The 24,127-nt window shown below is 30.7% G+C and carries 27 protein-coding genes; 25 read left to right on the forward strand and 2 right to left on the reverse strand.

What is annotated here, in order from left to right:
- Positions 1-151 precede the first annotated feature (151 nt).
- From FVE73_RS02640 to frr, 25 genes are all read left to right on the forward strand, one after another.
- Positions 152-982 carry an NAD(+)/NADH kinase gene (locus FVE73_RS02640; protein ID WP_018498888.1) on the forward strand — a complete coding sequence of 277 codons (831 nt, stop codon included), beginning with the start codon at positions 152-154 and terminating at the stop codon, positions 980-982.
- Positions 983-1,190: 208 nt separating this feature from the next.
- Positions 1,191-2,870, forward strand: a complete 1,680-nt coding sequence (gene recN / locus FVE73_RS02645; RefSeq protein WP_018498889.1) for a DNA repair protein RecN — start codon at positions 1,191-1,193, stop codon at positions 2,868-2,870.
- Positions 2,846-3,850, forward strand: coding sequence for a tyrosine-type recombinase/integrase (locus tag FVE73_RS02650; RefSeq protein ID WP_018498890.1), 1,005 nt, complete (start codon positions 2,846-2,848; stop codon positions 3,848-3,850). The genes recN and FVE73_RS02650 overlap by 25 nt, the downstream gene beginning before the upstream one ends.
- 4 nt (positions 3,851-3,854) lie before the next feature.
- Positions 3,855-4,274, forward strand: coding sequence for a hypothetical protein (locus tag FVE73_RS02655; protein WP_018498891.1), 420 nt, complete (start codon positions 3,855-3,857; stop codon positions 4,272-4,274).
- 155 nt (positions 4,275-4,429) lie between these two features.
- Complete coding sequence (locus FVE73_RS02660; protein ID WP_018498892.1) at positions 4,430-5,029, forward strand: DUF1694 domain-containing protein; 600 nt, start codon at positions 4,430-4,432, stop codon at positions 5,027-5,029.
- A complete protein-coding gene (gene murA / locus FVE73_RS02665; protein ID WP_018498893.1) occupies positions 5,022-6,290 on the forward strand; it encodes a UDP-N-acetylglucosamine 1-carboxyvinyltransferase in 1,269 nt (422 codons plus the stop codon). The genes FVE73_RS02660 and murA overlap by 8 nt, the downstream gene beginning before the upstream one ends.
- Before the next feature lie 160 nt (positions 6,291-6,450).
- Entirely contained in the window at positions 6,451-6,636 is a 186-nt protein-coding gene (locus FVE73_RS02670) for a type II toxin-antitoxin system HicA family toxin (RefSeq protein WP_232058525.1), read from the forward strand.
- Between the two features lie 37 nt (positions 6,637-6,673).
- Positions 6,674-7,102, forward strand: coding sequence for a type II toxin-antitoxin system HicB family antitoxin (locus FVE73_RS02675; RefSeq protein WP_018498895.1), 429 nt, complete (start codon positions 6,674-6,676; stop codon positions 7,100-7,102).
- Positions 7,103-7,332: 230 nt separating this feature from the next.
- Entirely contained in the window at positions 7,333-8,010 is a 678-nt protein-coding gene (locus FVE73_RS02680) for a dTMP kinase (RefSeq protein WP_018498896.1), read from the forward strand.
- Positions 8,011-8,131: 121 nt separating this feature from the next.
- Entirely contained in the window at positions 8,132-9,256 is a 1,125-nt protein-coding gene (recA, locus tag FVE73_RS02685) for a recombinase RecA (protein ID WP_018498897.1), read from the forward strand.
- Positions 9,246-9,854 (forward strand): regulatory protein RecX, encoded by a 609-nt coding sequence (locus FVE73_RS02690; protein WP_018498898.1) that lies wholly within the window; start codon positions 9,246-9,248, stop codon positions 9,852-9,854. Before recA ends, FVE73_RS02690 begins: the two co-directional genes overlap by 11 nt.
- 55 nt (positions 9,855-9,909) lie before the next feature.
- On the forward strand, positions 9,910-10,656 hold the full coding sequence (locus FVE73_RS02695; protein ID WP_018498899.1) for a lysophospholipid acyltransferase family protein: 747 nt from the start codon (positions 9,910-9,912) through the stop codon (positions 10,654-10,656).
- A gap of 38 nt (positions 10,657-10,694) precedes the next feature.
- Positions 10,695-11,288 (forward strand): XTP/dITP diphosphatase, encoded by a 594-nt coding sequence (locus FVE73_RS02700; RefSeq protein ID WP_018498900.1) that lies wholly within the window; start codon positions 10,695-10,697, stop codon positions 11,286-11,288.
- Between the two features lie 159 nt (positions 11,289-11,447).
- On the forward strand, positions 11,448-11,972 hold the full coding sequence (locus tag FVE73_RS02705) for a hypothetical protein (protein WP_018498901.1): 525 nt from the start codon (positions 11,448-11,450) through the stop codon (positions 11,970-11,972).
- 15 nt (positions 11,973-11,987) lie between these two features.
- Positions 11,988-13,172: an alanine racemase gene (gene alr, locus FVE73_RS02710; RefSeq protein WP_018498902.1), complete on the forward strand. Its 1,185-nt coding sequence runs from the start codon at positions 11,988-11,990 to the stop codon at positions 13,170-13,172.
- 161 nt (positions 13,173-13,333) lie between these two features.
- Positions 13,334-14,563, forward strand: a complete 1,230-nt coding sequence (gene pepT / locus FVE73_RS02715; RefSeq protein ID WP_018498903.1) for a peptidase T — start codon at positions 13,334-13,336, stop codon at positions 14,561-14,563.
- A 252-nt stretch (positions 14,564-14,815) separates the two neighbouring features.
- Complete coding sequence (locus tag FVE73_RS02720; protein WP_232058526.1) at positions 14,816-15,319, forward strand: tetratricopeptide repeat protein; 504 nt, start codon at positions 14,816-14,818, stop codon at positions 15,317-15,319.
- 21 nt (positions 15,320-15,340) lie between these two features.
- Positions 15,341-16,093 (forward strand): 3-oxoacyl-ACP reductase FabG, encoded by a 753-nt coding sequence (gene fabG, locus FVE73_RS02725; RefSeq protein WP_018498905.1) that lies wholly within the window; start codon positions 15,341-15,343, stop codon positions 16,091-16,093.
- A gap of 169 nt (positions 16,094-16,262) precedes the next feature.
- Positions 16,263-17,738, forward strand: a complete 1,476-nt coding sequence (gene guaB, locus FVE73_RS02730; RefSeq protein ID WP_018498906.1) for an IMP dehydrogenase — start codon at positions 16,263-16,265, stop codon at positions 17,736-17,738.
- Positions 17,739-17,903: 165 nt separating this feature from the next.
- Entirely contained in the window at positions 17,904-18,491 is a 588-nt protein-coding gene (locus FVE73_RS02735; protein WP_018498907.1) for a hypothetical protein, read from the forward strand.
- Positions 18,492-18,694: 203 nt separating this feature from the next.
- Positions 18,695-19,471 (forward strand): 30S ribosomal protein S2, encoded by a 777-nt coding sequence (gene rpsB / locus FVE73_RS02740; protein WP_018498908.1) that lies wholly within the window; start codon positions 18,695-18,697, stop codon positions 19,469-19,471.
- Between the two features lie 130 nt (positions 19,472-19,601).
- Positions 19,602-19,796, forward strand: a complete 195-nt coding sequence (locus FVE73_RS02745) for a PspC domain-containing protein (RefSeq protein WP_018498909.1) — start codon at positions 19,602-19,604, stop codon at positions 19,794-19,796.
- 70 nt (positions 19,797-19,866) lie between these two features.
- Positions 19,867-20,751 carry a translation elongation factor Ts gene (gene tsf, locus FVE73_RS02750; RefSeq protein ID WP_018498910.1) on the forward strand — a complete coding sequence of 295 codons (885 nt, stop codon included), beginning with the start codon at positions 19,867-19,869 and terminating at the stop codon, positions 20,749-20,751.
- Positions 20,752-20,982: 231 nt separating this feature from the next.
- Positions 20,983-21,693 (forward strand): UMP kinase, encoded by a 711-nt coding sequence (gene pyrH / locus FVE73_RS02755; RefSeq protein WP_018498911.1) that lies wholly within the window; start codon positions 20,983-20,985, stop codon positions 21,691-21,693.
- A 57-nt stretch (positions 21,694-21,750) separates the two neighbouring features.
- Positions 21,751-22,308 carry a ribosome recycling factor gene (frr, locus tag FVE73_RS02760; protein WP_026239070.1) on the forward strand — a complete coding sequence of 186 codons (558 nt, stop codon included), beginning with the start codon at positions 21,751-21,753 and terminating at the stop codon, positions 22,306-22,308.
- Positions 22,309-22,450: 142 nt separating this feature from the next.
- Here frr and FVE73_RS02765 read toward each other — a convergent pair whose 3' ends face one another.
- The gene (locus tag FVE73_RS02765) at positions 22,451-23,032 is read right to left on the reverse strand and encodes a hypothetical protein (RefSeq protein WP_018498913.1); all 582 of its coding nucleotides are present in this window, start codon (positions 23,030-23,032) and stop codon (positions 22,451-22,453) included.
- A gap of 332 nt (positions 23,033-23,364) precedes the next feature.
- Positions 23,365-24,126, reverse strand: a complete 762-nt coding sequence (locus tag FVE73_RS02770; RefSeq protein ID WP_018498914.1) for a nitroreductase family protein — start codon at positions 24,124-24,126, stop codon at positions 23,365-23,367.
- Between the last annotated feature and the right edge of the window lies 1 nt (position 24,127).

The raw sequence follows: 24,127 nt of genomic DNA on the forward strand, positions 1-24,127 counted from the left end.
ATCTATATCAATTCTAGACAAATCTATTATATAAAGGAAAGATTTTCAAAAAAATATTTGTAAAATTTATGGAAAAAACTTTTTAAAAATGTTACAATACTTTACAAAGGAAAAAAATATTTTGAAATTTTATTTTTAAGAGGTATTTATTATGGAAAAATTGGAAAATGGTAATGTAGTTAAAAAAAATAAAGTAGAAAAAGTTAGAATAATAAAAAGTGGATATGGAAATGAAGAATTGCTGAAGGATTTTTATAGTTATTTAAAGGAAAGAAATATTCAGGAAGTTTTTGGAGTAGAGCAGGCTGATCTTATAATTTCACTAGGGGGAGATGGGACGATGCTTATTTCAGCAAAGGAGGCTATTAGAGGGAATATTCCTGTACTTGCAGTAAATATGGGATCTCTTGGGTATCTTGCTGAAGTTAAACCACAAGATGCTGTAAAAATGATGCAGGATTATGAAAATGGGAATTATAAAATTGAAGAAAGATCATTTCTTGAAGTAAAATATGAAGATAATATTTTTTATGCACTAAATGAACTTGTAATTACAAAAGGCGGACATGAAGCTCATCTGATACAAGTTGAAGTTTATTCAAATGATGTTTTTGTAAACAAATATAGAGCTGATGGAATAATAGTTGCGACTCCTACAGGTTCTACAGCCTACTCACTTTCAGCTGGTGGTTCAATCGTTCATCCAGGATTGAATGCCTTAACAATTACACCACTTGCTCCACAAAGTCTGACAGCACGGCCAATAATTGTAAATGGATGTGAAGTGCTAAGTTTTAAGGCAACTTCTAGAGACGACGCAGTTCATTTGAATATTGATGGAAATCAATGGTTTCAAATAAAAAAAGGAGATTTGGTATCCGCAAGAATATCAAAGAAAAAAGTCAGAATAGTAAAACCTGTAAGTAGTGATTACTACAGTATTCTACGACAAAAATTAAAATGGGGAGACTCTGTTTTATAATTATTAATATGAAAAAATTGGAAAATATATTTTATTTATTTGATAATAAGGAATTTTATTGTTTTAATAAATTAAATAAATCTAAAATTTATTGTTTATAATAACAGATAGCATATAAAATATTTTTACTTTTTTATTATACTTAGATAATCAAACATAATAATTTAGAGAAAGCCTTTGGAAAAAATAAAATAGTGAAAGGGAAGAAATGCTAAGGGAATTAAGATTAAATAATTTAGCGATAATAAAAAAACTGGATTTGGAATTTAATGATAAATTTATTGCATTGACTGGGGAAACTGGAGCTGGGAAATCAATTATTTTAAATGGAATATCATTGTTAATCGGTGAAAGAAGTCATACGGATATGATTAGAAATGGTGCGCAAAGCCTTTTTGCAGAAGGAGTTTTTGAGCTGAATGAAAATCAGAAAAAAAGATTGAATGAGCTTGGATTTGAGATAGAAGATGATGAATTGATTATAACACGATATTTTGATAGAAATGCAAAATCTAAAATTACAGTAAATGGATCAAGGATGACTTTATCGAGATTAAAGGAGCTTATGGTGAATATTATTGATTTAGTTGGGCAGCATGAGCATCAATTTCTTTTAAATAGCGAGTATCATTTGCATCTTTTAGACAGATTTTTAGATGATGGAGGAAAAATACTTTCTAGAAGGATACGTGAAAATGTAAATAAAATAAAAAAATTAAATTTGCAAATAGGAAATATTGAAGAGGAAAAAACAAGAATTGCAGAAAAAAAAGATATTTTGGAATTTCAACTTAATGAAATTAATAGTCTTGAGTTGAAGGAAAATGAAGATAATGAGCTGGAAGAAGAATACAAAATATTGTTTAATGCAGGAAAAATTAATGAAAAACTTGAGGAAACATCACAATTTTTGAAGGAAGGAGAATTTTCAATTTTAACGGCACTTGGAAGAGCTAAAAGAAATTTGGAGCAGCTCTCAGACTTGTCAGAATCGTATAATGAGCTTTATGAAAAAATTGAATCTGTTTTGTATGAAGTTGAGGAAATCTCGTATTCTGTGGATAATTTTGCTGGAGATGTTGAAATTGATGATAAAAAGTTAGAAAAAATTGTTGAAAGAATTGACAATATAAATAAACTGAAATTAAAATACGGCTCAACAATTGCTGAAATACTTGAGTATAGAGATAAAATTGAAAAGGACTTATCGTTAGTTAATTTTGAAAATGAAGAACTGGAAAATTTGAAAACTGAAAAAAATAAGCTTGTAGGTCAATATTTTCAAGATAGTGAAAAACTTAGTGAAATTCGTATGAAAATTGCAGAAAATTTGCAAAATACAGTTGATGTTCAGTTAGATGACTTGAATATGGAAAATGCTAAATTTAAAGTGGAAATTAGAAAAACTCAGGAAATAACAATGCATGGAACAGATAATGCAGAATTTATGATTGCAACAAATGTGGGGGAAACATTTAAACCACTTGCTAAAATAGCTTCAGGAGGAGAAATTTCACGTATAATGCTAGCTCTAAAAACTGTATTTTCAGCGGTTGATAATATTTCTGTGCTGATTTTTGATGAAATTGACACTGGAATTTCAGGTGAAACCGTGAGAAGAGTGGCAGAAAAGTTGAGGGAACTTTCAAGAAATACCCAAATTATATGCGTAACACATTCTCCACAAATTGCAGGAAGGGCACAGCAGCAATTTTTCATTAAAAAGGAAATAGAAAATAATTTTACAGAAACAAAAGTGCATGAATTAAATACTGAAGAGAGAATAAGAGAAATTGCAAGAATCATTTCGGGAGATAACATCACAGAAGCATCTATTAATCATGCCAAGGAGATAATGGGACTATGGGACAAGAAAGTACTGATATAGATAATCTTGAAAAAGATTTGAAAGTGGAAGAAAATACGGAAGTTAAAAAAAATAATGAAGAAATGATGGAAGGTCAAAAGGAGCAAAAAAAGAAAATAAAAAAAGATATATCTCGTGAAAATAAAATGCAAATTAGAGAATTTCTTGACTTTTTAGAATATGAAAAGGGGAGTTCCCAAAGTACGGTTGATGGATATAATCGTGATTTAGTACAGTTTTTTTTATTTGTTGAAAAAAATTATAATGAAATTGAAGAACACGATGTTTTCGACTATATTGAATATATAGTTGAAAAATTAAGAAAAAATTCAGCATTAAGAAAGATTTCGGCAATAAAGACATTTTACAAGTTCTGCTATTTGAATAAGGTGGTGAAAAAAGATCCAACGGGAATGGTGAAGTCTTTGAAACGTGAACATAGATTACCTGAAATATTAACAATAGAAGAAATGAAAAGAATTGTCGATAATTGTCCGTATACACCTAAAGGGATGCAGAATAGACTTATCATCAAGTTTTTGATTGCAACAGGTGCTAGAATATCGGAAATATTAAATTTGGAAATAAAAGATGTGGAAAATCAAGAATATGAATTTATTAAAGTGCTTGGAAAAGGTTCCAAATACCAAATAATACCAATTTATGACAGTCTTGAAAATGAAATAAAAAATTATTTGGCTGTTTATAGACCAAAATTAAAAAATGCAAATAACAGTTTTAAGATATTTCCAAATACACGAAGGGAAAAATTTTGGAAGGATTTGAAAATTATTGCAAAGGATACTGGAATTAAAAAAAATGTGTATCCGCATATTTTTAGACATTCACTTACTACGATTTTGCTTGGAAATGGCGCTGATATACGTGTGGTTCAGGAAATACTGGGGCATGCTAATATTACAACGACAGAAGTTTATACACACGTTGAAAAATCCAAATTGAAAATGATATATAATAATATAAAGCTGGGAGATGACTAGAAAAATGAAGGAAAAAAGTGAATTGAGAAAGCAAAAGGATGAAAAAATAAAAATACTTATGACTACAATTATAGCATATTTTGTATTTTTCATATTGACAGAAATAGGAATAATAACAGAATATTTAGGAATTATTCTATTGATTTTACTATATATGTATGCTAACTATAATCTAATAAATATGTTTTTTACAAGTAAGAGAACAACTTTTAAAGTGTATGCCTTTCTTTTGCTGGAAGTCATTTATTTATTTACAGGAAATATTTCATTACTAGGTGCGATTGTATACATTGTATTATTTTCGCTGTTGATTTTTTCAATAAGAAAAGATGAAGGAAGGGAAGAAATTCCTAAAATAATGAAATTTGTGAATATATTTTTAATATTTAAAGTTGTTTTTGTGCTGTCAATGTTGATTTTTTAAGAATTATTATTATTTGAATGTATTGAAAAATACAGCCTAAAATAGAATTATTAAAAATAGATAAAAGTTCAAAAAATAGTTGAGAAATGTATAAAAAAGTAGTATAATGAAAAAATATTGTAAATTAATGTTTTAGATGAATTGGAGAAATAAAAATGGAAATTAACAATGTTAATAGAAATAGTGGAACAGATGTTATGAAAAGTGTAGAAGATGTTACAGATAGAGCAGCTAGTGCACAAGTTGAAAAAAATTTATTTCTTGGGGAATATAAAGAAAGAATTATAAAGGCTCTTACTTTTGAGGAAATAAAGGAAAAAGGGATTTATTATGAGATAGAAGAGGCTTTGGAAAATAAAAGTGTGGCAAAGATGGTCATTTCACGTCATGCCAATTTTGAAGATATAAAAAAATATATTGAAATAGCTAAAAAGAAAAAAATACCATACAAAATGATAGATAATCTAGTCTGTTCTGGAGATATTGCGCTCGTTGTTGTGGCAAAGGATGCAATTGTACATGAAGCTGGGGATGAGATTATCATAACTTCAAAATTAGAAATGTGCCATTTAAAGCACTTGCCAGATGTGTATTATGAAGCTATGGAAAGTCCAATTTGTGATTTTCATTTAAATATAATAAAAGAAGAAATGCCTGAATATGCAAAAAATTATAAGGAACTGACTTTTATGGACAAGTTATTTGGTTCAAAATGTCCGATATGTCAAAAATTAGGAGGAAAAAAACGTGGTTGATGGATTTAGAATAAAGGGAAAAACTCCATTAAATGGGGTAATTAAAGTAAGTGGTGCTAAAAATGCCGCACTTCCAATAATTATAGCGACGCTTGTTGCAAAGGGAGAATATATTTTAAGAAATGTGCCGAATTTGAGGGATATTAGAGTAACAATGAGACTGCTTGAAGATTTGGGAATGGAAACAGAAAAATTAGATGAGAATACTTATAAAATAATAAATAACGGATTTAAAAGAACTGAAGCAAGTTATGAAATCGTAAAACAAATGAGAGCATCATTTCTTGTAATGGGACCTATGATTGCAAACTTAGATGAAGCTGTTGTATCACTTCCTGGTGGATGTGCAATTGGTTCAAGACCTGTTGATTTACATTTGAAAGGGTTTGAGCTGTTAGGAGCGGATATTACAAGAGTTCATGGATATGTGCATGCAAAAGCTGATAAATTGAAAGGTGCTGAAATTCCTCTGGGATTTCCAAGTGTAGGAGCTACTCAAAATATTATGATGGCAGCGGTAAAAACACCTGGAAAAACTGTTATTTCAAATGCAGCAAGAGAGCCTGAAATTGTTGATTTAGGAAACTTTTTAAATAAAATGGGAGCAAAAATTAAAGGACTTGGAACTCCAAATATTGAAATTGAAGGAGTTGAAGAGCTTCACGCTGTGGAATATTCAATTATGCCAGATAGAATTGAAGCTGGAACTTATGTAATTGCCGCATTAGTTACAGAAGGAGATTTAAAAATACAAAATGCAAGACTTGAAGACCTTGGAGTATTTAAATCAGAACTAGAAGCAATGGGAGTAAAATTTAAGCAAGATGGAGAGCTTTTGAGCGTAATAGGAAAAGCAAGAGATTTAAAACCATCGAAAATAAAGACATTGCCACATCCGGGCTTTCCAACAGATATGCAGCCTCAAATGATGTTATTACAAGTGCTTGTAAATGGTGGAAGTTCAATGGAGGAAACTGTATTTGAAAACAGATTTATGCACGTGCCTGAATTTAACAGAATGGGAGCAGATATTACAATAAGACACGGAATAGCCTTTATAAATGGAGGATTGCCTTTAACAGGCGCAGAAGTAATGTCGTCAGATTTAAGAGCTGGAGCAGCATTAGTACTTGCAGGACTTGCAGCGGATGGCGTGACTGTTGTAAATAGAGTTTACCATATTGACAGAGGATACGATAAATTGGAATTAAAATTAAATACTGTTGGGGCTCAAATTGAAAGAATTAAATTGGATATTTAGTGACTCTGTGAGTATTTTTTAAAAAAATTAAAAGACCTTTTTGATTAGGTCTTTTTTTGTATTGAGGATAATTTGGAGATAAAATTAAAATTTTGTATAAGAAATTTGTTGATTTTATACATAATTTTGTGTATAATAATAGTGAGGTGATAAAATGCCGATGACGTCAACGGAAATGATAAAATTGCTTAAAAAGAACGGATTTGTGCAAATTGCAGGCGGCAAAGGTTCTCATAAGAAATTTTATAATCAGAGTACGGGCAAATCAACTATTGTTCCTGATCATAAACAAGAACTTGGTAAAGATTTGGAGCATAGAATTTTAAAACAGGATGGACTTAAATAAGTCTAGTTTGTACCTCATAAAAGGAGAGTGAATAAATATGGTAGTATACCCAGCAATATTTCATAAATCAGTAGAAGGAGGATATGTTGTAGTATTTCCAGATTTTGATTATGGGGCAACAGAAGGGAAGTCATTAGAAGAAGCAATGGAAATGGCTGAAGATTATATTGGTACTTGGTTGTATGATGACTTTGTGAATAATAGAAAATTGACAGTTCCGAGTAAATTAAATGATATTTCTATTGAGATTTCTGAAGATGAAAAGGAATTTTATGTGGAAGGTGAAAGTTTTAAGACGTTAGTTGCTTTGGATATGTTGAAATACGTGAGTGAATGTAAAAATACAGTAGTTAGAAAAAATGTATCTATACCTAGCTGGCTAAACGAAATGGCAAAAAATCAAAATCTGAATTTTTCTCAAATATTACAAAGTGCTTTAAAACAAGAATTAAAAATAGGATATTAATATTTAGCTGCAGTTACTAAATTAGCTGTGATTTTTTGTTATAAAAATTTTCAATCGCATTGTCTTTTAAAGTCATTTATGGTAAAATAAATATATGATAAATATAGTAAAATCACTTTAAAAATGAGCTCAAATAAATAAAATTTGAGAAGTTGAAGGCTCTTGAATTTATGAGAGCTTTTTTCTTATTTTCTTATATTTACTAGAAAAAGATAAAGGGAATTGATAAGATGGGAAAATTAATAATTGTAGAAGGAACTGACGGAAGCGGGAAGCAGACACAGACAGAATTGCTGTGTAAAAAATTGAAGGAAATAAAAGGAGAAGGGAAAGTAAAAAAAATATCTTTCCCAAATTATGAAAGTAAGGCTTCAGAGCCTGTAAAAATGTATCTGGCAGGTGAATTTGGGAAAACAGCGGAAAGTGTTAATGCCTATGCGGCTTCGGTGCTTTATTCAGTTGACAGGTTTGCTTCATTTAAGACTGAATGGGAAAAATTTTATGAGGATGGAGGGATTGTGATTAGTGATAGATATACAATTTCAAATATGATTCATCAAGTTCCGAAAATTCAGGATAAAGCAGAAAGAGAAAAATATTTAGATTGGCTTATAGATTTAGAATGGGGGAAAATTGGGATACCGAAGCCAGATGTTGTATTTTTTTTGGATATTCCTTTTGAAATTAGTCAGAAGCTTATGGAAGATAGGGAAAATAAAATAACCGGGAAGAAGGAAAAAGATATTCACGAGAAGGATAAAAAGTATTTGAAAAATGCTTATGAAGTGGCAAAAGAGCTTTCAGTAAGATATGGATGGAATGTGATTTCTTGTGTAAATGAAGGGAAATTGAGGGAGATAGAGGATATAAATGATGAGATGTTGGAAATAATATTGAAAAATATTTAAAGATATACGGCTTTTAATTTTATTAAAAAGTATTTTTAGATAAACAAAAACATATAAAAAGTAATTAAATTGTGGTATAATAATACTTGAAGTAAAAACGTTAAAATAAGGAGAGGGTGTAATGGCTAGAAAAAAGGCAGAAGAAAAAGATGATAAAGGATTAAGTGAAAGAGAGAAAATGCTTAATTTAGCACTAAAGCAGATTGAAAAGGATTATGGTGAAGGTGCTATAATGAAACTTGGTGAAAATCAAAAAATGAATATTAGAGCTATTTCTACAGGAAGTTTAAATTTAGATATAGCACTTGGAGTTGGAGGAGTTCCAAGAGGGAGAATTATTGAGATTTATGGGGCAGAGTCTTCGGGGAAAACTACTCTTGCACTTCATATTATTGCGGAAGCTCAAAAGGCTGGAGGAACTGTGGCATTTATTGATGCGGAGCATGCTCTCGATCCAGTTTATGCAAAGGCTCTTGGAGTAAATATTGATGAACTTCTGATTTCGCAGCCTGATACTGGAGAACAGGCACTTGAAATTTCTGATATGCTTGTTAGAAGTGGAGCAATGGATGTAATCGTTGTGGATTCAGTTGCAGCACTTGTTCCAAAAGCTGAAATTGAAGGAGAAATGGGAGATCAGCAAATGGGACTTCAGGCAAGATTAATGTCAAAAGCACTTAGAAAATTGACAGGAAGTATTGCAAAATCTGATACGGTTATGATTTTCATTAATCAAATAAGAGAAAAAATTGGAGGATTTTCATTTACTCCAGGTCCACAAACTACAACTTCAGGAGGACGTGCATTAAAATTCTTTTCAACAGTTAGAATGGAAGTGAAAAGAGTGGGTTCTGTGAAACAAGGAGATGACGTTATTGGAAATGAAATTCTAGTAAAAGTCACTAAAAACAAAGTTGCACCACCATTTAGAGAAGCTAGATTTAATATTATGTATGGAACAGGAATTTCTAGAATTGGAGAAGTGCTAGATGCGGCTATAAATTTAGGAATTGCCTCGAAGGCTGGAGCTTGGTTCAGCTATGGAGAAGAACGATTGGGACAAGGTCGTGTAAATGTGGAAAATATGTTAAAGGAAAATAAGGAACTTTACGAAAGACTGGAAAAAGATGTACTGGAAGCAATTCGTCCAAAACAAGAAGAAGATAAAAAGGAAAATCCTGAAGCTGTGGAAAATGACCAGACTCAAAATGACGAAAATGGCAAAGTAGAAAATAATGAAAATTAATAAAATTTATCGAAATAAAATGTATCTTGATACAGGAGAAATTATGGATATAAGTCCGTTTATCAGGCAAAAATATGATTTGAAGGTAAATGATGAGATTGAGAGGTTTTATGATGAGGTTTCTTATGAAGCCTCTCTTGAAAAGGGAATTTTTCTAATTTCATTAAAGGACAGGACAAAAAAGGAAGTGCGGCTAAAATTAGAGGAAAAATATAGAAATAAGGCAGCTATTTTACGAGCAATAGAAAAACTGGAGGAATTTGGTTATTTAAATGACTTGAATTATGCAATGTCATATATTGAAGGTAGAACGTATGGGAAAAACCGTATTTCCTATAATCTTTTTCAAAAGGGAATTGATAAAGACATAGTTGAAAAGGCTTATTTGGCTTTGGAGGAAGAAAGGGAAGAAAATGTTGAAGATGTAAAATTAGAAAAATTGATTGAAAAAAAAGGTAAAAAGGTCAATGTAAATAATGAGCGGGATGAAAAAAAAATAAAGGAAGAGCAGAAACTTATACAGTATTTGGCAAGGCAGGGATTTTCGCTTGATAAGATTTTTAAAAAATTGAAGGAATATAAGGGAAATTTTGAATAGTAAATTGTAGTTATAGAAATAAAAAAATGGGAAATAATAATAAAGGAGGAAAACTATGAGAACCATATTTTACCATCTTGTACTTGTGGGTACTTTTATTTACGGAAGTATTTTTCATATTTGGTATCTAATATTTAATAGAGGTGAAAAAAGATATAGATATGTGTGCAGGGTGGCAAAAAATTGGGGGAAAAATTTAATATGGGGGTCTGGAAGTAAAGTAAATGTTATTTACAAAAATGGGAGTGAAGAGGAAGTAAGGAAAATACGAGAGAATAATGAAGCTGTCATATTAATTTCAAATCATCAGAGTAATGTTGATATTCCAGCATTGCTTGGGTATTTGCCACTTGATTTTTCATTTATTGCAAAGAAGGAGATGAAAAAATGGCCTGCTATTGGGCGGTGGATGCGTTCATTTGACTGTATTTTCCTGGATAGAAAGAATGCCAGACAAGGAATGAAGGATATGAAGGATGCGATAAGCAAAATAAAAAAAGGACATTCCTATGTTATTTTCCCTGAAGGAAGCAGAAGTAAAGATGGAAAGATTGGCGAATTTAAAAAGGGAAGTTTTAAACTTGCAACTGATACAAATGCTAGAATTTTGCCGATTACAATAGTGGGTACTTATGAGGTGCAAAGCCGTAAAAGTTTGAAAATAACGCCAAATAAAAATATAAAAATTATTGTGGATAAACCAATTGAGTTGAAAAATATGTCGAGGGAAGAAAAAAAAGATGTGCATAATATTGTAAATGAAATTATAAAGGACAATTTTAAAAAAGAAAAAAATCTTTAAAAAAGATGATTGAAATTTAAAGGAAGGAAGGTGAAATTATGAAAGTATTTTTGGCAACTAAGAATAAAGGAAAAATAAAAGATTTTGAGAAATTGACGGAAGGAATGGATTTGGAAGTTGTGACTATTCTGGATGGGATGGATATTCCTGATGTTGTGGAAGATGGGAAGACTTTTGAAGAAAATTCTAGGAAAAAGGCTAGGGAAATAGCTGATTATACTGGAATTGTGACAATTTCTGATGATTCGGGGCTTTGTGTTGATTGTTTGGATGGAGGGCCTGGAGTGTATTCGGCACGGTTTGCTGGAGAAAATGCAAGTGATAGAGAGAGAAATGAGAAATTGCTTGAAGTGATGAAGGATGTAAAGAAAGAGGATAGGCAAGCACATTTTGTATCTGTTGTGAGTATTGCTTTCCCAAATGGAGAAATTCATTCGTTTCGCGGTGAAGTAAATGGAGAAATTTTGTTTGAGCTGAGAGGAAGCAATGGATTTGGGTATAATCCGTTATTTTATTCGTATGAGCTAAAAAAATCATTTGGAGAAGCTGATGACGAGGAAAGAAAGAAGGTTAGTCATAGGGCTAGAGCATTTAGAAAACTCATTGATTCAGGACTTCTTAAAGAAAAATAATATTTTTGTTATTATGTTTTTTATTTAAATAGTGTATTTTTATTTATAAGAGTATTATAAATTAAGATAAAATATTATTTCTATTTTTTAAACGAAGTTTAGCATAAAATTTTATTTGATTTTTAAATTATTTAGAAAAAAGCTGGAAAGGAGCTTATTATGGAAATTACTGATGGGAAAAAAATTGAACTAAACGGATTGATTCACAAGGGAGTGGATAAAATTCTGATACTAATGGCAATATTATCGGTTGTGTATGGAGTGGTGTTTTCAATCATAGAAAAGACTTACCATATGCAGGTTGTTGCGGCATTTTTGCCAGTTGTTGCCATTGTTGTTTGGATTTTGTTTATTTTTTTGCGAATTGACAGGCTAAAACTTGAAAATGGAAAACTTTCACTAAATAATGAGAATTTAGATAAAAAAAATGTTTCGGGGTATATGGATAAATATGTGGGAACACCAAGAATACATTTTACAGTAGATGGCGAAGAAGTTTTATTTGAACCTTATGTAAATCGATACAGCAGAAGTGATACATCTAACAAAATTACGGCAATAGGATTTTTCCTAAAGGAAAATGGGATTCCTGAAATAAAATATCAAAGACTTTATCGTAAAATCTTGCTTTTAAGATTGGTCGTAGTTTTAGGAATTGTTGCTCCAGTAATTTTTACAGTTTAAAGGAAATAAAATATAATGTTGGTAAATCTGGAAATAAAAAAAACAAATTTGGAAAAAAATTTAAAAATAGCTCGTTCCATTAATGAAAATCTTATTTGTGTAATCAAAGATAATGCCTACGGGCTAGGAATTGAAAATATTTTGCCAATACTTCTGGAAAATAAATGTGACTATTTTGCAGTAGCATATATTGAAGAAACATTAAAAATTCAGGAAGTGCTGGAAAATTTGAAATTAAAAAATCAGAATAATAAAATAAAAGTAATGACTCTTAATTATGTAAAACCTGAAAATGTAGAATATGCAATAAAAAATAACATTGAATTAACAGTTTTTAACTTTTCACAGTTGCTTGATTATTTAAAAATCTTAGATGAGTTTTTTGAAAATACGACATTGAAAATCCATATAAAAGTAAATAGTGGAATGAATCGGCTTGGATTTGATGAAAATGAGATTTTGGAATTGGTTGAAATAATAAAAAAATATGAAATAAATTTTTTAAATAATAAATCAAAGAATAAAACTTCAAAAAATAGATTAGAGATAATTTCGATTTTTTCACATATTTCTGATGCAGAAAATCAAGTTGAAACAGAAAATCAAGTTGAAAAATATGAAAAAATCTTAAAAATATTTTCTCAAAATAATGTAAGATACAAATACAGTCATCTTCAAGCAAGCCCGCTTCTTTTCAAATATGGGAAAAAATACAACTATGACTTTGCAAGAATTGGAATGGCACTTTACGGAATGGAGCCTTTGTCAACCGATGTGGGTCTTTTGGATGTAATAACAGTAAAGTCAAAAATCATAAATATTAGAAATGTCAAGAAAAATGACAAGGTTTCCTATGGAAGCAAAGGAATTGTGAAGCATGATTCTAAAATAGGAATTGTTGCAATAGGCTATGCTCACGGACTTCAAAAGCAGATTGAAAATTCAGGGGAAGCATATATTTTAGTAAATGGGCAAAAAGCCAAGATTATTGGAGAAATTTGTATGGATATGGTTTTTGTTGATTTGACAGATATAGAAAATGTGGAAGTGAATGATGAAGTTGTGATTGTGGGAAGTCAGAAGAATATTGAAAATGGAATTACCAAGAGAATAACATTAAGGCAAGTAGCGAAATGGGCTAGGACAATACAGGATGATATTTTAACGAAATTTGGTGGGATAAAAAAAACGGTAGATTGATTTGGAATTAAATCTTTTTACTGTTTTTTATTTTTTGTAGTGATATCTTAAAATTGTCAAACGAAAATTTTCTATTTTTTGAATGAAGCAAATGTGATATAATGAGAATATAAAGAGAAACTCGATGAAGAAAATTTTAAAAGGAAAAGAGGAATGAGAAAATGTATAATACATTAAAAGATAGATTTTTGAGATATGTAAAATTTGAGACTAGATCGGATGAGAAAAGTGAGACTATTCCGTCGACACCGACACAACTTGAGTTTGCGAAGATTCTTGCGAGGGAATTGGAAGAGATTGGGATGGAAAATGTGTATGTGAATGATGCTTGTTTTGTGAATGCGACATTGCCTGGGAATATTGATAAAGATGTGCCTGTGATTGGATTTATTGCGCATATGGATACTGCAGATTTTAATGCAACTAATGTTAATCCGAAAATTGTGGAAAATTATGATGGGAAAGATATCGTGTTGAATGAGGCGAAAGATATTGTGTTGTCAGTTGAGGAATTTCCTAATTTGAAAAATTATGTGGGAAAAACGGTGATTACTACTGATGGGACTACGCTTTTGGGAGCTGACGATAAAGCTGGAATTGTGGAAATTGTTGAAGCAATGAAATATTTGATTGAGCATCCAGAAATTAAGCATGGGACTGTGAAAGTGGCGTTTGGTCCTGATGAGGAAATTGGTCGTGGTGCAGATAATTTTAATGTGGAAGAATTTGGTGCTGATTTTGCGTATACAATGGATGGAGGACCTGTTGGAGAGCTTGAATATGAGAGTTTTAATGCTGCTGGAGCGGTTTTCAAGATAAAAGGTAAGAGCGTACATCCTGGAACTGCGAAGGGAAAATTGATAAATGCAAGTTTGATTGCAGCAGAGATTGTGAATAGTTTTCCAGCTGATGAAGTGCCTGAAAAAACAGAAGGATATGAAGGTTTCTATTTCCTTGATAAAATTAATTCGAATTGTGAAGAAGCAGAATTGTCGTATATTTTGAGGGATCATGATAGAGAAAAATTTGAAGCAAAGAAAGAATTTGCAGCAAATGTTGCGAAGAAAATTAATGAAAAATATGGAAAAGAATTGGTAAGTGTTGAGATAAAAGACCAATATTACAACATGGGTGAAATAATTAAAGATCATATGAATGTAGTGGAAATCGCTAAAAAAGCAATGGAAAATTTGGGAATAAAACCAGTAATTGAACCAATTCGTGGTGGAACAGACGGTTCTAAAATTTCATTTATGGGACTTCCTACGCCAAATATTTTTGCAGGTGGAGAAAATTTTCATGGAAAATATGAATTTGTTGTACTTGAAAGTATGATTTTGGCAACTGATGTGATTGTCGAAATTGTGAAGTTGAATGGAGAAGGGAAATAATGAATGAGGAAAGCACTAGTAAAAACGTATATATATGAATTAATTTTTTTGTGTATTTATTTAATAGTTATGAATAAACTTTTGGAAATTTTTGAAGAAAAATTTATTTTAGGAGTTTTCATAATTTTAATAATAAACATAGTAGTGTTTTTTTATTTAATAATTTATTTAATAATTTCTTTAAAATCGCAATATCATGTATATAAATTGAATCTTTCAAAAAGTATTGTGATGGAGAAAAAACTATATAAGATGACAAAAATTAATATTAAGAAAGATATTCACAGAATTAATTTGTCAGCCTATTATAGGTTATTAAATAAAGAGGAAGAAGCATTGAGATATTTGAATGAAGTGAGAATAAGCAGGTTTACATTTCCAATAGTGAGATATTGTTATTATATGAATTTAGCAGAATATAAATATTACAATGGAAAAAAAGAAGAAGCTAGAAAAATACTTGATGAGAATATTAAGAAAGAATCTAACAAAAACTTATTAGAAATTTTTTTAGATTATGAAGATAATCCCGAACAAAAGGTTGTTGAACTTGAAAAAATATTACCAAAACATAAAAATAGATTGTATAAACTGCAAGTGGAGAATGCTTTAGCAATAACATACGAAGAAATTGGAGATTTTGAAAAAGCAATGGAATTTTATAAGAAAGTGGCTGAAAAGGAAAGTGAAATTTATTTTATTAAAGTTGCGAAAGAAAAAGTTTTGGAGTTAAGTTTGAGGAATAAAGAAATTTAGCAGGAAAGGATATGAGATAAAATGTTTGATTTAGCAGGTGAGGTTGCTCTTGTTACAGGAGGAGCAAAGGGAATTGGAAAAGGAATTGCAAAAGCATTGAAACAGGCTGGGGCAAAGGTTATTATTGGAGATATTGATAAGGAAAAAGGGGAGATGGCAGCAAATGAGCTGGATGGGGATTTTTACTATCTTGATGTTACAAATAAAGAACAAGTAAAGGATGTTGTTCAAAACATTTGTGAAAAATATGGAAAATTGAGTATTCTTTGTTCAAATGCAGGAATTTTCCCACAAGTGACTATTGAAAATATGACGGAAGAAGATTGGGACAAGGTTCAAAATATAAATATAAAGGGAACTTTTTTGATAATACAAGCAGCATTGAAACATATGAGAGAGCAAAATTATGGACGTATAGTATTAACATCTTCAATTACAGGTGATATTACCGGATATCCGGGATGGGCACATTATGGAGCGAGTAAAGCTGCTCAATTAGGATTTATGCGAACTGCAGCTTTAGAATATGCAAAATATGGAATTACAATTAATGCTATTCAACCAGGGAATATTTTGACAGATGGATTAATAGAAGCTGGAGAAGAATATATGAATAAAATGAAAAGTGTCATTCCAGTTAATGTTTTAGGAAAACCTGAAGATATTGGATATACAGCTGTTTTCTTGGCAAGTCGTGAAGCAGGATTTATTACAGGGCAAAGAATAGTTGTAGATGGTGGACAAATATTGCCAGAAACACCTGACTTTCAATAAATAAAATATTTTTATTTTCTTTTGAAAAAAGTGTTGAAATTATTGTATATTTCGTGTTAAAATAATATAATTAAAAAAAGTAATGTAAAAAATATGGTTTAGTTAGGGAAATTTTGAAAGATAAGAAAAATAAACAAAGTTTAAAAATAAAATGAGGAGGAATCTTAAAATGAGTCAAAAAGATAAAGTTGTAATTTCTGAAGGATTGACTTTTGATGATGTGCTGTTAATTCCGCAAGCATCTAGTGTTGTGCCGCATGAAGTGTCGTTAAAAACTAATTTAACTAAGAATTTGGTGTTGAATATTCCAATATTGAGTGCTGCGATGGATACGGTTACAGAATCAAAACTTGCGATTGCACTTGCAAGAGAAGGTGGAATTGGGTTTATTCATAAGAATATGACTATTGAAAGACAGGCTGACGAAGTATCGAAGGTAAAAAGATATGAAAGTGGGATGATTACAAATCCTATTACATTGAAAGAAAATGCTGTTTTAAAAGATGCTCATGACTTGATGAGAAATTATAAAGTTTCTGGATTGCCTGTGGTTGATGATGAAGGGAATTTAAAGGGAATTATTACGAATCGTGACTTAAAATATAGAGAAGATTTGTCATTAAGAGTTGTGGATATTATGACAAAGGATAATTTGGTAACTGCACCTGTTGGAACAACTCTTGAAGGAGCAAAATCTATTCTTTTGGAAAATAGAATTGAAAAATTGCCGATTGTGGAAGGTACTAAATTAAAAGGTCTGATTACAATTAAAGATATTGACAATGTTATTAATTATCCTAATGCTGCGAAGGATAAGGAAGGAAGACTTAGAGTTGGAGCAGGAGTTGGAATTGGAACTGATACTGTGAGAAGGGTTGCGGCTTTAGTGGATGCTGGAGTTGATATTATCGCTGTTGATTCAGCTCATGGACATTCGATTGGAGTTATTAATAAAATAAAGGAAATCAGGGCAGCTTTTCCTGACTTAGACATTATTGGTGGAAATATTGTAACTCCAGAAGCTGCGCTTGACTTGATTGAAGCTGGGGTAAATGCAGTAAAAGTCGGAGTTGGGCCTGGATCTATCTGTACAACAAGAGTTGTATCAGGAGTTGGAGTTCCACAAATAACAGCTGTTATGAATATTGCAGAAGTTTGTAAGGATAAAGGAATCGGAGTTATTGCTGACGGTGGAATTAAATTGTCTGGAGATGTTGTAAAAGCAATTGCGGCTGGAGCAGACTGCGTAATGCTTGGTGGAATGCTTGCGGGAACTGATGAAGCGCCTGGAGAAGAAATTCTTTATAACGGTAGAAAATTTAAAACTTATGCTGGAATGGGATCACTTGCGGCAATGAAGAGGGGAAGCAGTGATAGATATTTTCAGCTTGAGGCAGCAACTGAAAAATTAGTTCCAGAAGGAATCGAATCAATGGTTCCACATAAAGGTGCATTAAAAGACACAGTTTACCAAATTTGCGGTGGACTTCGTTCTGGAATGGGATACTGCGGAACACCTACAATTAATGAATTAAAAGAAAATGGAAAATTTGTAAAAATAACAGGAGCAGGACTTAAGGAAAGCCATCCTCATGATGTTATAATTACAAAGGAGGCACCTAATTATAACAATTCAAATAATTAATAGTTTATAACTGTAATAACAAATAAAAAGTAACTAAAATAATAGATTTATTTAAAAACTATAATTTGAAACTTTTAAAATTGGCAAAAATTAAGTAAAATTAATATTTAAGAGTATTTAGCAAAATGGGAAGTTTTTTGCAAAAAAGTAAAGGAAATGAAGAGAATGAATAAAGTAAAAAAAATAGCACTTTTATCTGTATTGGTGATGGGAATAAGTGTTTTGTCTTATTCTTATGAGGATTATTATCAAAAGGTCTACATTGTGAAAATTTCTAAGGAGGACTTGTTCAAAGTTGTAAATGCCACTAAAAATCAGCAAAAAAAATTATCAAAAATATTTGATGAATATCAGAAAAAGGCTGAAGGAGTAGAAAATGATTTAGTTCAGTTCGATAAAAAAAAGGATAAAATTGGGAAAATCGAACAAGATAGATACAGAGCAATTGCAAAAATTCTGTCTAATGAGCAGCTGGAAGCCTATAATTCTTATATAAATTCGCAAAAGGAATTATTTAACGAAAAAAATGATAAGGTTAAGAATCTTGTTGATAGTCTTAATTTGACAAATGTTCAGAAATCACGTGTTTTAAAATATGAAAGAGATTTTAAACGAGCAGTTGGCAAATTGAGGGATCAAAGATTGACAGAGAATGAATTTGTGGCAAAGTATAATGAATTAAGACAGGAAAGAAATGAAAAAATGAGAACTGTTTTGTTGGATGAGCAAGTGAAATTGATAGAAAATTTTTAAAGTATTGACAAAAGTGATAAAAAAATGGTAAAATACGATGATTATTAAATATAAATCACACTTTGTATTATTTAGAGATAGGGTGTTGCAATTTTTTAGAATATTTAAAAATTAGAAAAGTTTAAATAAAAAAGTGAAATTACAATCTGTCTTTTGAAGAGAAGTGGGAGAAAAACCAAAAAAAATTTAGGAGGAAAAACGTAATGGCAGTTATTACAATGAAACAATTATTAGAAGTGGGAGCACATTTTGGACATCAAGCAAAAAGATGGAATCCTAAAATGAAACCATATATCTTTACAGAAAGAAACGGAATCCATATTTTGGATTTACACCAAACTTTAGGAGCAACTGAAGCGGCTTATGAATTTGTTAGACAAATTTCTGAAGAAGGTGGAAAAGTATTATTCGTTGGAACTAAAAAACAAGCTCAAGAAGCTATTAAAGAAGAAGCAGAAAGAGCTGGAGGATTTTATGTAAATCACAGATGGCTAGGTGGATTATTAACTAACTTGGAAACTATCAAAAAAAGAGTAAAAAGATTAAAAGAATTAGAAGAAATGGATGCTGATGGAACTTTAGATACAGCTTACACTAAAAAAGAAGCTGGATTATTAAGAAAAGAAATGGCAAAACTTTCTAAAAATATCGGTGGAATCAAAGAAATGAACACTTTACCAGCTGCATTATTTGTAGTTGATATTAAAAAAGAATTCTTAGCATTAGAAGAAGCTAAAAAATTGGGAATCCCTGTAATCGCATTAATTGATACAAATGTAGATCCTGATTTAGTAACTTACAAAATTCCTGCAAATGATGATGCTATAAGATCAGTAAAATTATTTGCGCAAGTTATTGCAAATGCTGCAATTGAAGGAAACGGTGGAATTGAAAATGTTGCTGAAGGAGCAGAAGTGGAAGTTCCTGCAAGCGAAGAAATCGTTGAGGAAGTAGTAGAAGAAGTAGTAACTGAAGAATAATTTTTAAAAATCAAAGATATATATATAATTTGATGTGCCAAAATACAAAATTATTTAATTTTTTAGAAAAGATTTACTTTTTCTTTTAGTTAAATAATTTACCATGAAATGTATTTTAGGAGGAAATAATATGAAAAAAAAATTATATAAATCATTAAAAGATAGAAAAATAGCAGGAGTTTGTGGAGGAATAGCAGAATACTTTGATATTGATTCAAATGTTATAAGAATACTCTGGGTTATTTTTGCATCTGCATTTGGAACTGGAATACTACCATACATCGTCTGTGCTTTAATTTTAAAAGACAATCCAGACGAATATTAATCATAATCAAAACAAATATTTTTTTACTGAATTTAAAGGAACTGATAACAATAAATAGGAGGGAAATAAAGTGGCAATTACAACAGCACTTATTAAAGAATTAAGAGAAAGAACAGGAGCAGGAATGCTTGACTGTAAAAAGGCTTTACAAGAAAACGGTGGAGATATTGAAAAAGCAATTGACTGGCTGAGAGAAAAAGGGATTGCTAAAGCGGCTAAAAAGTCTGGAAGAGTTGCAGCAGAAGGATTAGTATTTGCAGCAGTTTCTGAAGATAGAAAAAAAGGTGCTATCTTGGAATTTAACTCTGAAACTGACTTTGTTGCTAAAAATGATGAATTTAAATCATTTGGGGAAAAATTGGTAGATTTGACTTTAAATCATGACTTGACAAGTGAAGATGAATTGAAGGCAATTGAATTTGAAGGAAAAACAGTTGAAACTCACTTAACTGAATTAATCGCTAAAATTGGTGAAAATATGAATATCAGAAGATTAAAGGTAATTTCTACTGACGGATTCATTGAAACTTATATTCACTTGGGTGGAAAAATTGGTGTATTATTAGATGTTAATGGAGAAGCTACTCCTGAAAATGTTGAAAAAGCAAGAGGTGTTGCAATGCACGTTGCAGCAATGGATCCAAAATACTTGGATAAGTCAGAAGTTACAGCTGATGACTTGGAAAGAGAAAAAGAAATTGCAAGACACCAATTAATAGCTGAAGGAAAACCAGCCAACATTATTGAAAAAATATTAGAAGGAAAAATGAGAAAATTCTACGAAGAAAACTGTTTAGTACAACAAAAATATGTTAGAGATGACAGCGTTACTATCGGGAAATTTATTGCCCCTAGCACAATAAATTCATTTGACAGATTTAAAGTTGGAGAAGGAATCGAAAAAGAAGAAGTAGATTTCGCTGCTGAAGTAGCTGCACAAATTTCTGGAAATTAATTTTTACTATAAGGGGAATTAAATCCCCTTATTTTTTCGCAAATTTTTAAATAATTGTTCTATACTGTTTTTCACTCAAGTGGAAAATTTATCAAGAAACTTTATTTGGCAAGGAGTCAAGACCCCTTGTTATAAAATAAAATCTTTTTCTGTTTTAAAATAGAATTTAGCATTAGACAAAATATGTTTAGAAAATTTTATTTAATTTATAAAATTTATGGAGGATTCTAAATGTTTAAATATAAAAGAATATTATTAAAATTAAGTGGAGAAGCACTTGCAGGAAATAAGGAATTTGGATTTTCAAATGAAGTGCTTAAAAGTTTTGCAAAACAAATAAAGGATGTTCATGAAAAAGGTGTACAAATTGCTATTGTTATTGGTGGTGGAAATATTTTTCGTGGAATTAGCGGGATGGAAAAGGGATTTGACAGAGTGACTGGAGATACGATGGGAATGCTTGCAACTATTATGAATGGACTGGCATTGCAAAATTCGATTGAAAGTTTAGGAGTTCCAACACGTGTGATGACTGCACTTCAAATGCCGCAAGTGGCAGAACTTTACATAAGACGTAAAGCTATAAGACATTTGGAAAAGGGAAGAGTGGTTATTTTTGCAGGTGGAACAAGTAATCCTTATTTTACAACAGATTCTTCGGGAGCTTTAAGAGCTGTGGAAATTCAAGCAGATGTGCTTGCAAAAGGTACAAAAGTTGATGGAATTTATGATAAGGATCCAATGAAATTTAGTGATGCTGTTAGATACGACACTGTAACTTTTGATGAAGTAATTTCAAAAAATTTAGGAGTAATGGATACAGCAGCACTTTCACTATGCCGGGAAAATCAAATGCCAATTGTAGTATTTAACGCTTTAGAAGAAGGAAATATACTAAAAATGGCTCAAGGTGAAAATATAGGAACAACTGTAAAAAAATAAAAAATATTAGGTAAAAAATTGAAAAAAGAAAAAAATAAAAATAAAAAGGTGGTAAGAATGTTAGACACAATTTTAAAAGAAGCTGAAGAAAAAATGGCAAAATCTGTGGAAAATACAAAAGATAAATTTTCACATGTAAGAGCAGGACGTGCGAGTGTTTCTATGCTTGACGGAGTAACTGTGGAAGCTTATGGTTCGCCAACTCCGCTTAACCAAGTTGGAACAGTTTCAGCTCCAGAAGCTAGATTATTAGTAATTGATCCTTGGGATAAATCATTAATTCCAGTAATTGAAAAAACTATTTTACAAGCAAACTTAGGATTTAATCCTTCAAATGATGGAAAAGTTATCAGACTTGTTGTGCCAGAACTTACAGAGGATCGTAGAAAAGAATATGTAAAAATGGTAAAAAAAGAAGCTGAAGAAGGAAAAGTTGCAATTAGAAACGTAAGAAAAGACATTAATAATAAACTTAGAAAACTTGAAAAAGATAGTGAAATTACAGAAGATGAACTGAAAGCAAATGAAGAAAAAGTTCAGAAAACAACAAATAAATTTATCGCACAAGTTGATGATGCCTTGAATAAAAAGGAAAAAGAATTATTAACAGTTTAGTTTTGAATAGAATTAAACTATATTTTGTTATTGTAAAAAAATTAAGCTAGATTTCTCTAGCTTTTTTATTTGAATATTTATTTTAAATTTCATATTTAAATAGTAAGTCAAAACTTCTTGTTATTAAATTATGAAGAAAAGTTTATTTGACAAGTTGCCATTTATTGTCGTTTCCTTTGGCAAATTTAACAGTAGATGTTGCTAAATTGATTTTTTTTGTATTCTTCAAATAATTATATTGAAGTTTTATATATTTTTCAATGTCAACTTCGACTTCGTCTTTTCCACTATCAACTTTTGCATATTGACTTGCATTATCTCCCAAATATTTATCCAATGCCTTTTCATCGTATCCTTTAATTAAAAATACAACTTCACCATCATTTCCATTTTCATTTACTTTGTAAACAGATACTTCAAATTGTTCAATAAGCATAGTATTTGAATCTTCCCATTGTTTTTTTAGTGTTGGGTTATTTATTTTTGCAACATATTTGTCGACATCTGGGTTAATTGATTTCAGTATTTCACGTGAACCATAATTTGAAATTTCTTGTAGTGCTTTTGCATAATCTTGGGCTGCAGTATTTAATGAATCATATTTTTTGATTTCTGCAGCTTCCTTTGCAGATGGAGCAGCAGTTGCAATAGTAGGAATTGCTGTTAATTGTCCCAATACCATTAATCCCATTAATATTTTTTTTGCTTTTGTAAATTTTATCATTTCTTTTTTTCCTCCAAATATTATTTAGTAAATTTATAAATTTTTCTTTTTGATTATTTCAGTTAATAATAATTTTTCTTTATATTATTATTATTTTTTTTTAACGTAAGGGCATCAGACGCCATGCCCTTACAACCTCGCTTTACGCAAAAATTTCTTATAAAGAAAAAAGAAAACTCGCTTTTGAAAATAGATTATTTTAATATGAATAAATGAATTTAACTTGAAATATGTTCCAAAAGCTCAAACAGTTCTTTTTTCTTTAACGAAATTTTGCTTGGTATTTTTTTATCTATATTTAAGTCTATTTTAAAATAAAATTTTTTTTAAAATTATAAATCTTGTTCCAAGTCGTCGGTAAATTTAAAGCCTTGACCTTCTAAATCCTGTTTTGACTTGTTGTGGAAGTTTTCGTAGATTTTTACTAGCATTTCTTTGTATGATGGCAGTTGTGGGGTGTTGTTTTCTTCACGCCATTTTATGGTGTCTTTTTCGTGGAATTCTACTCCTTCTTCAACTTTTTTCGCATTATAAGTGTCTTCAAATACGAATGTATCTAGTGGAACTCTTGGTTTTACTCTTGTTAGGCTTCTTTCGGCAGGGACTCCGATTGTTGTTCCAACGATTGGAAATACGTATTTTGGAAGTCCTAGCATTTTTATAAATTCTTTTGTTTCTTTTCTAATTGCGCCGATTACAGTACCTCCGTAACCAAGGGCAAAAGCTGCGGTTTGCAGTGCGTTTACCATAATTCCAGCATCTACTGCTCCAACTAGGATTCCATCGGCTGATTTTGGAGCGATGTTTCTTTTTCCAAGTGAATTTGAAGCATAAACTCCACGGTGGAAGTCAATTAGTACAAAAATAAATGCTTCAGCTTGGGCGATATGTTTTTGTCCGCCACATAATTCTGCGATTTTTGCTAATTTTTCCTTATCTCTTATGACAATCAATGAAGTTTGCTGACCATTAACTGAATTTGCAGCTCTTTGGGCAGTTTCAAGAATTGTTTGTAAATCTTCTTCCTTTAATTTTTCGCCTGTAAATTCCCTTACAGAACGTCTATTTTGTAATTGTTTTATTAATTCGTTCATT

The organism is Leptotrichia wadei (assembly GCF_007990545.2).
GTDB lineage: Bacteria > Fusobacteriota > Fusobacteriia > Fusobacteriales > Leptotrichiaceae > Leptotrichia > Leptotrichia wadei.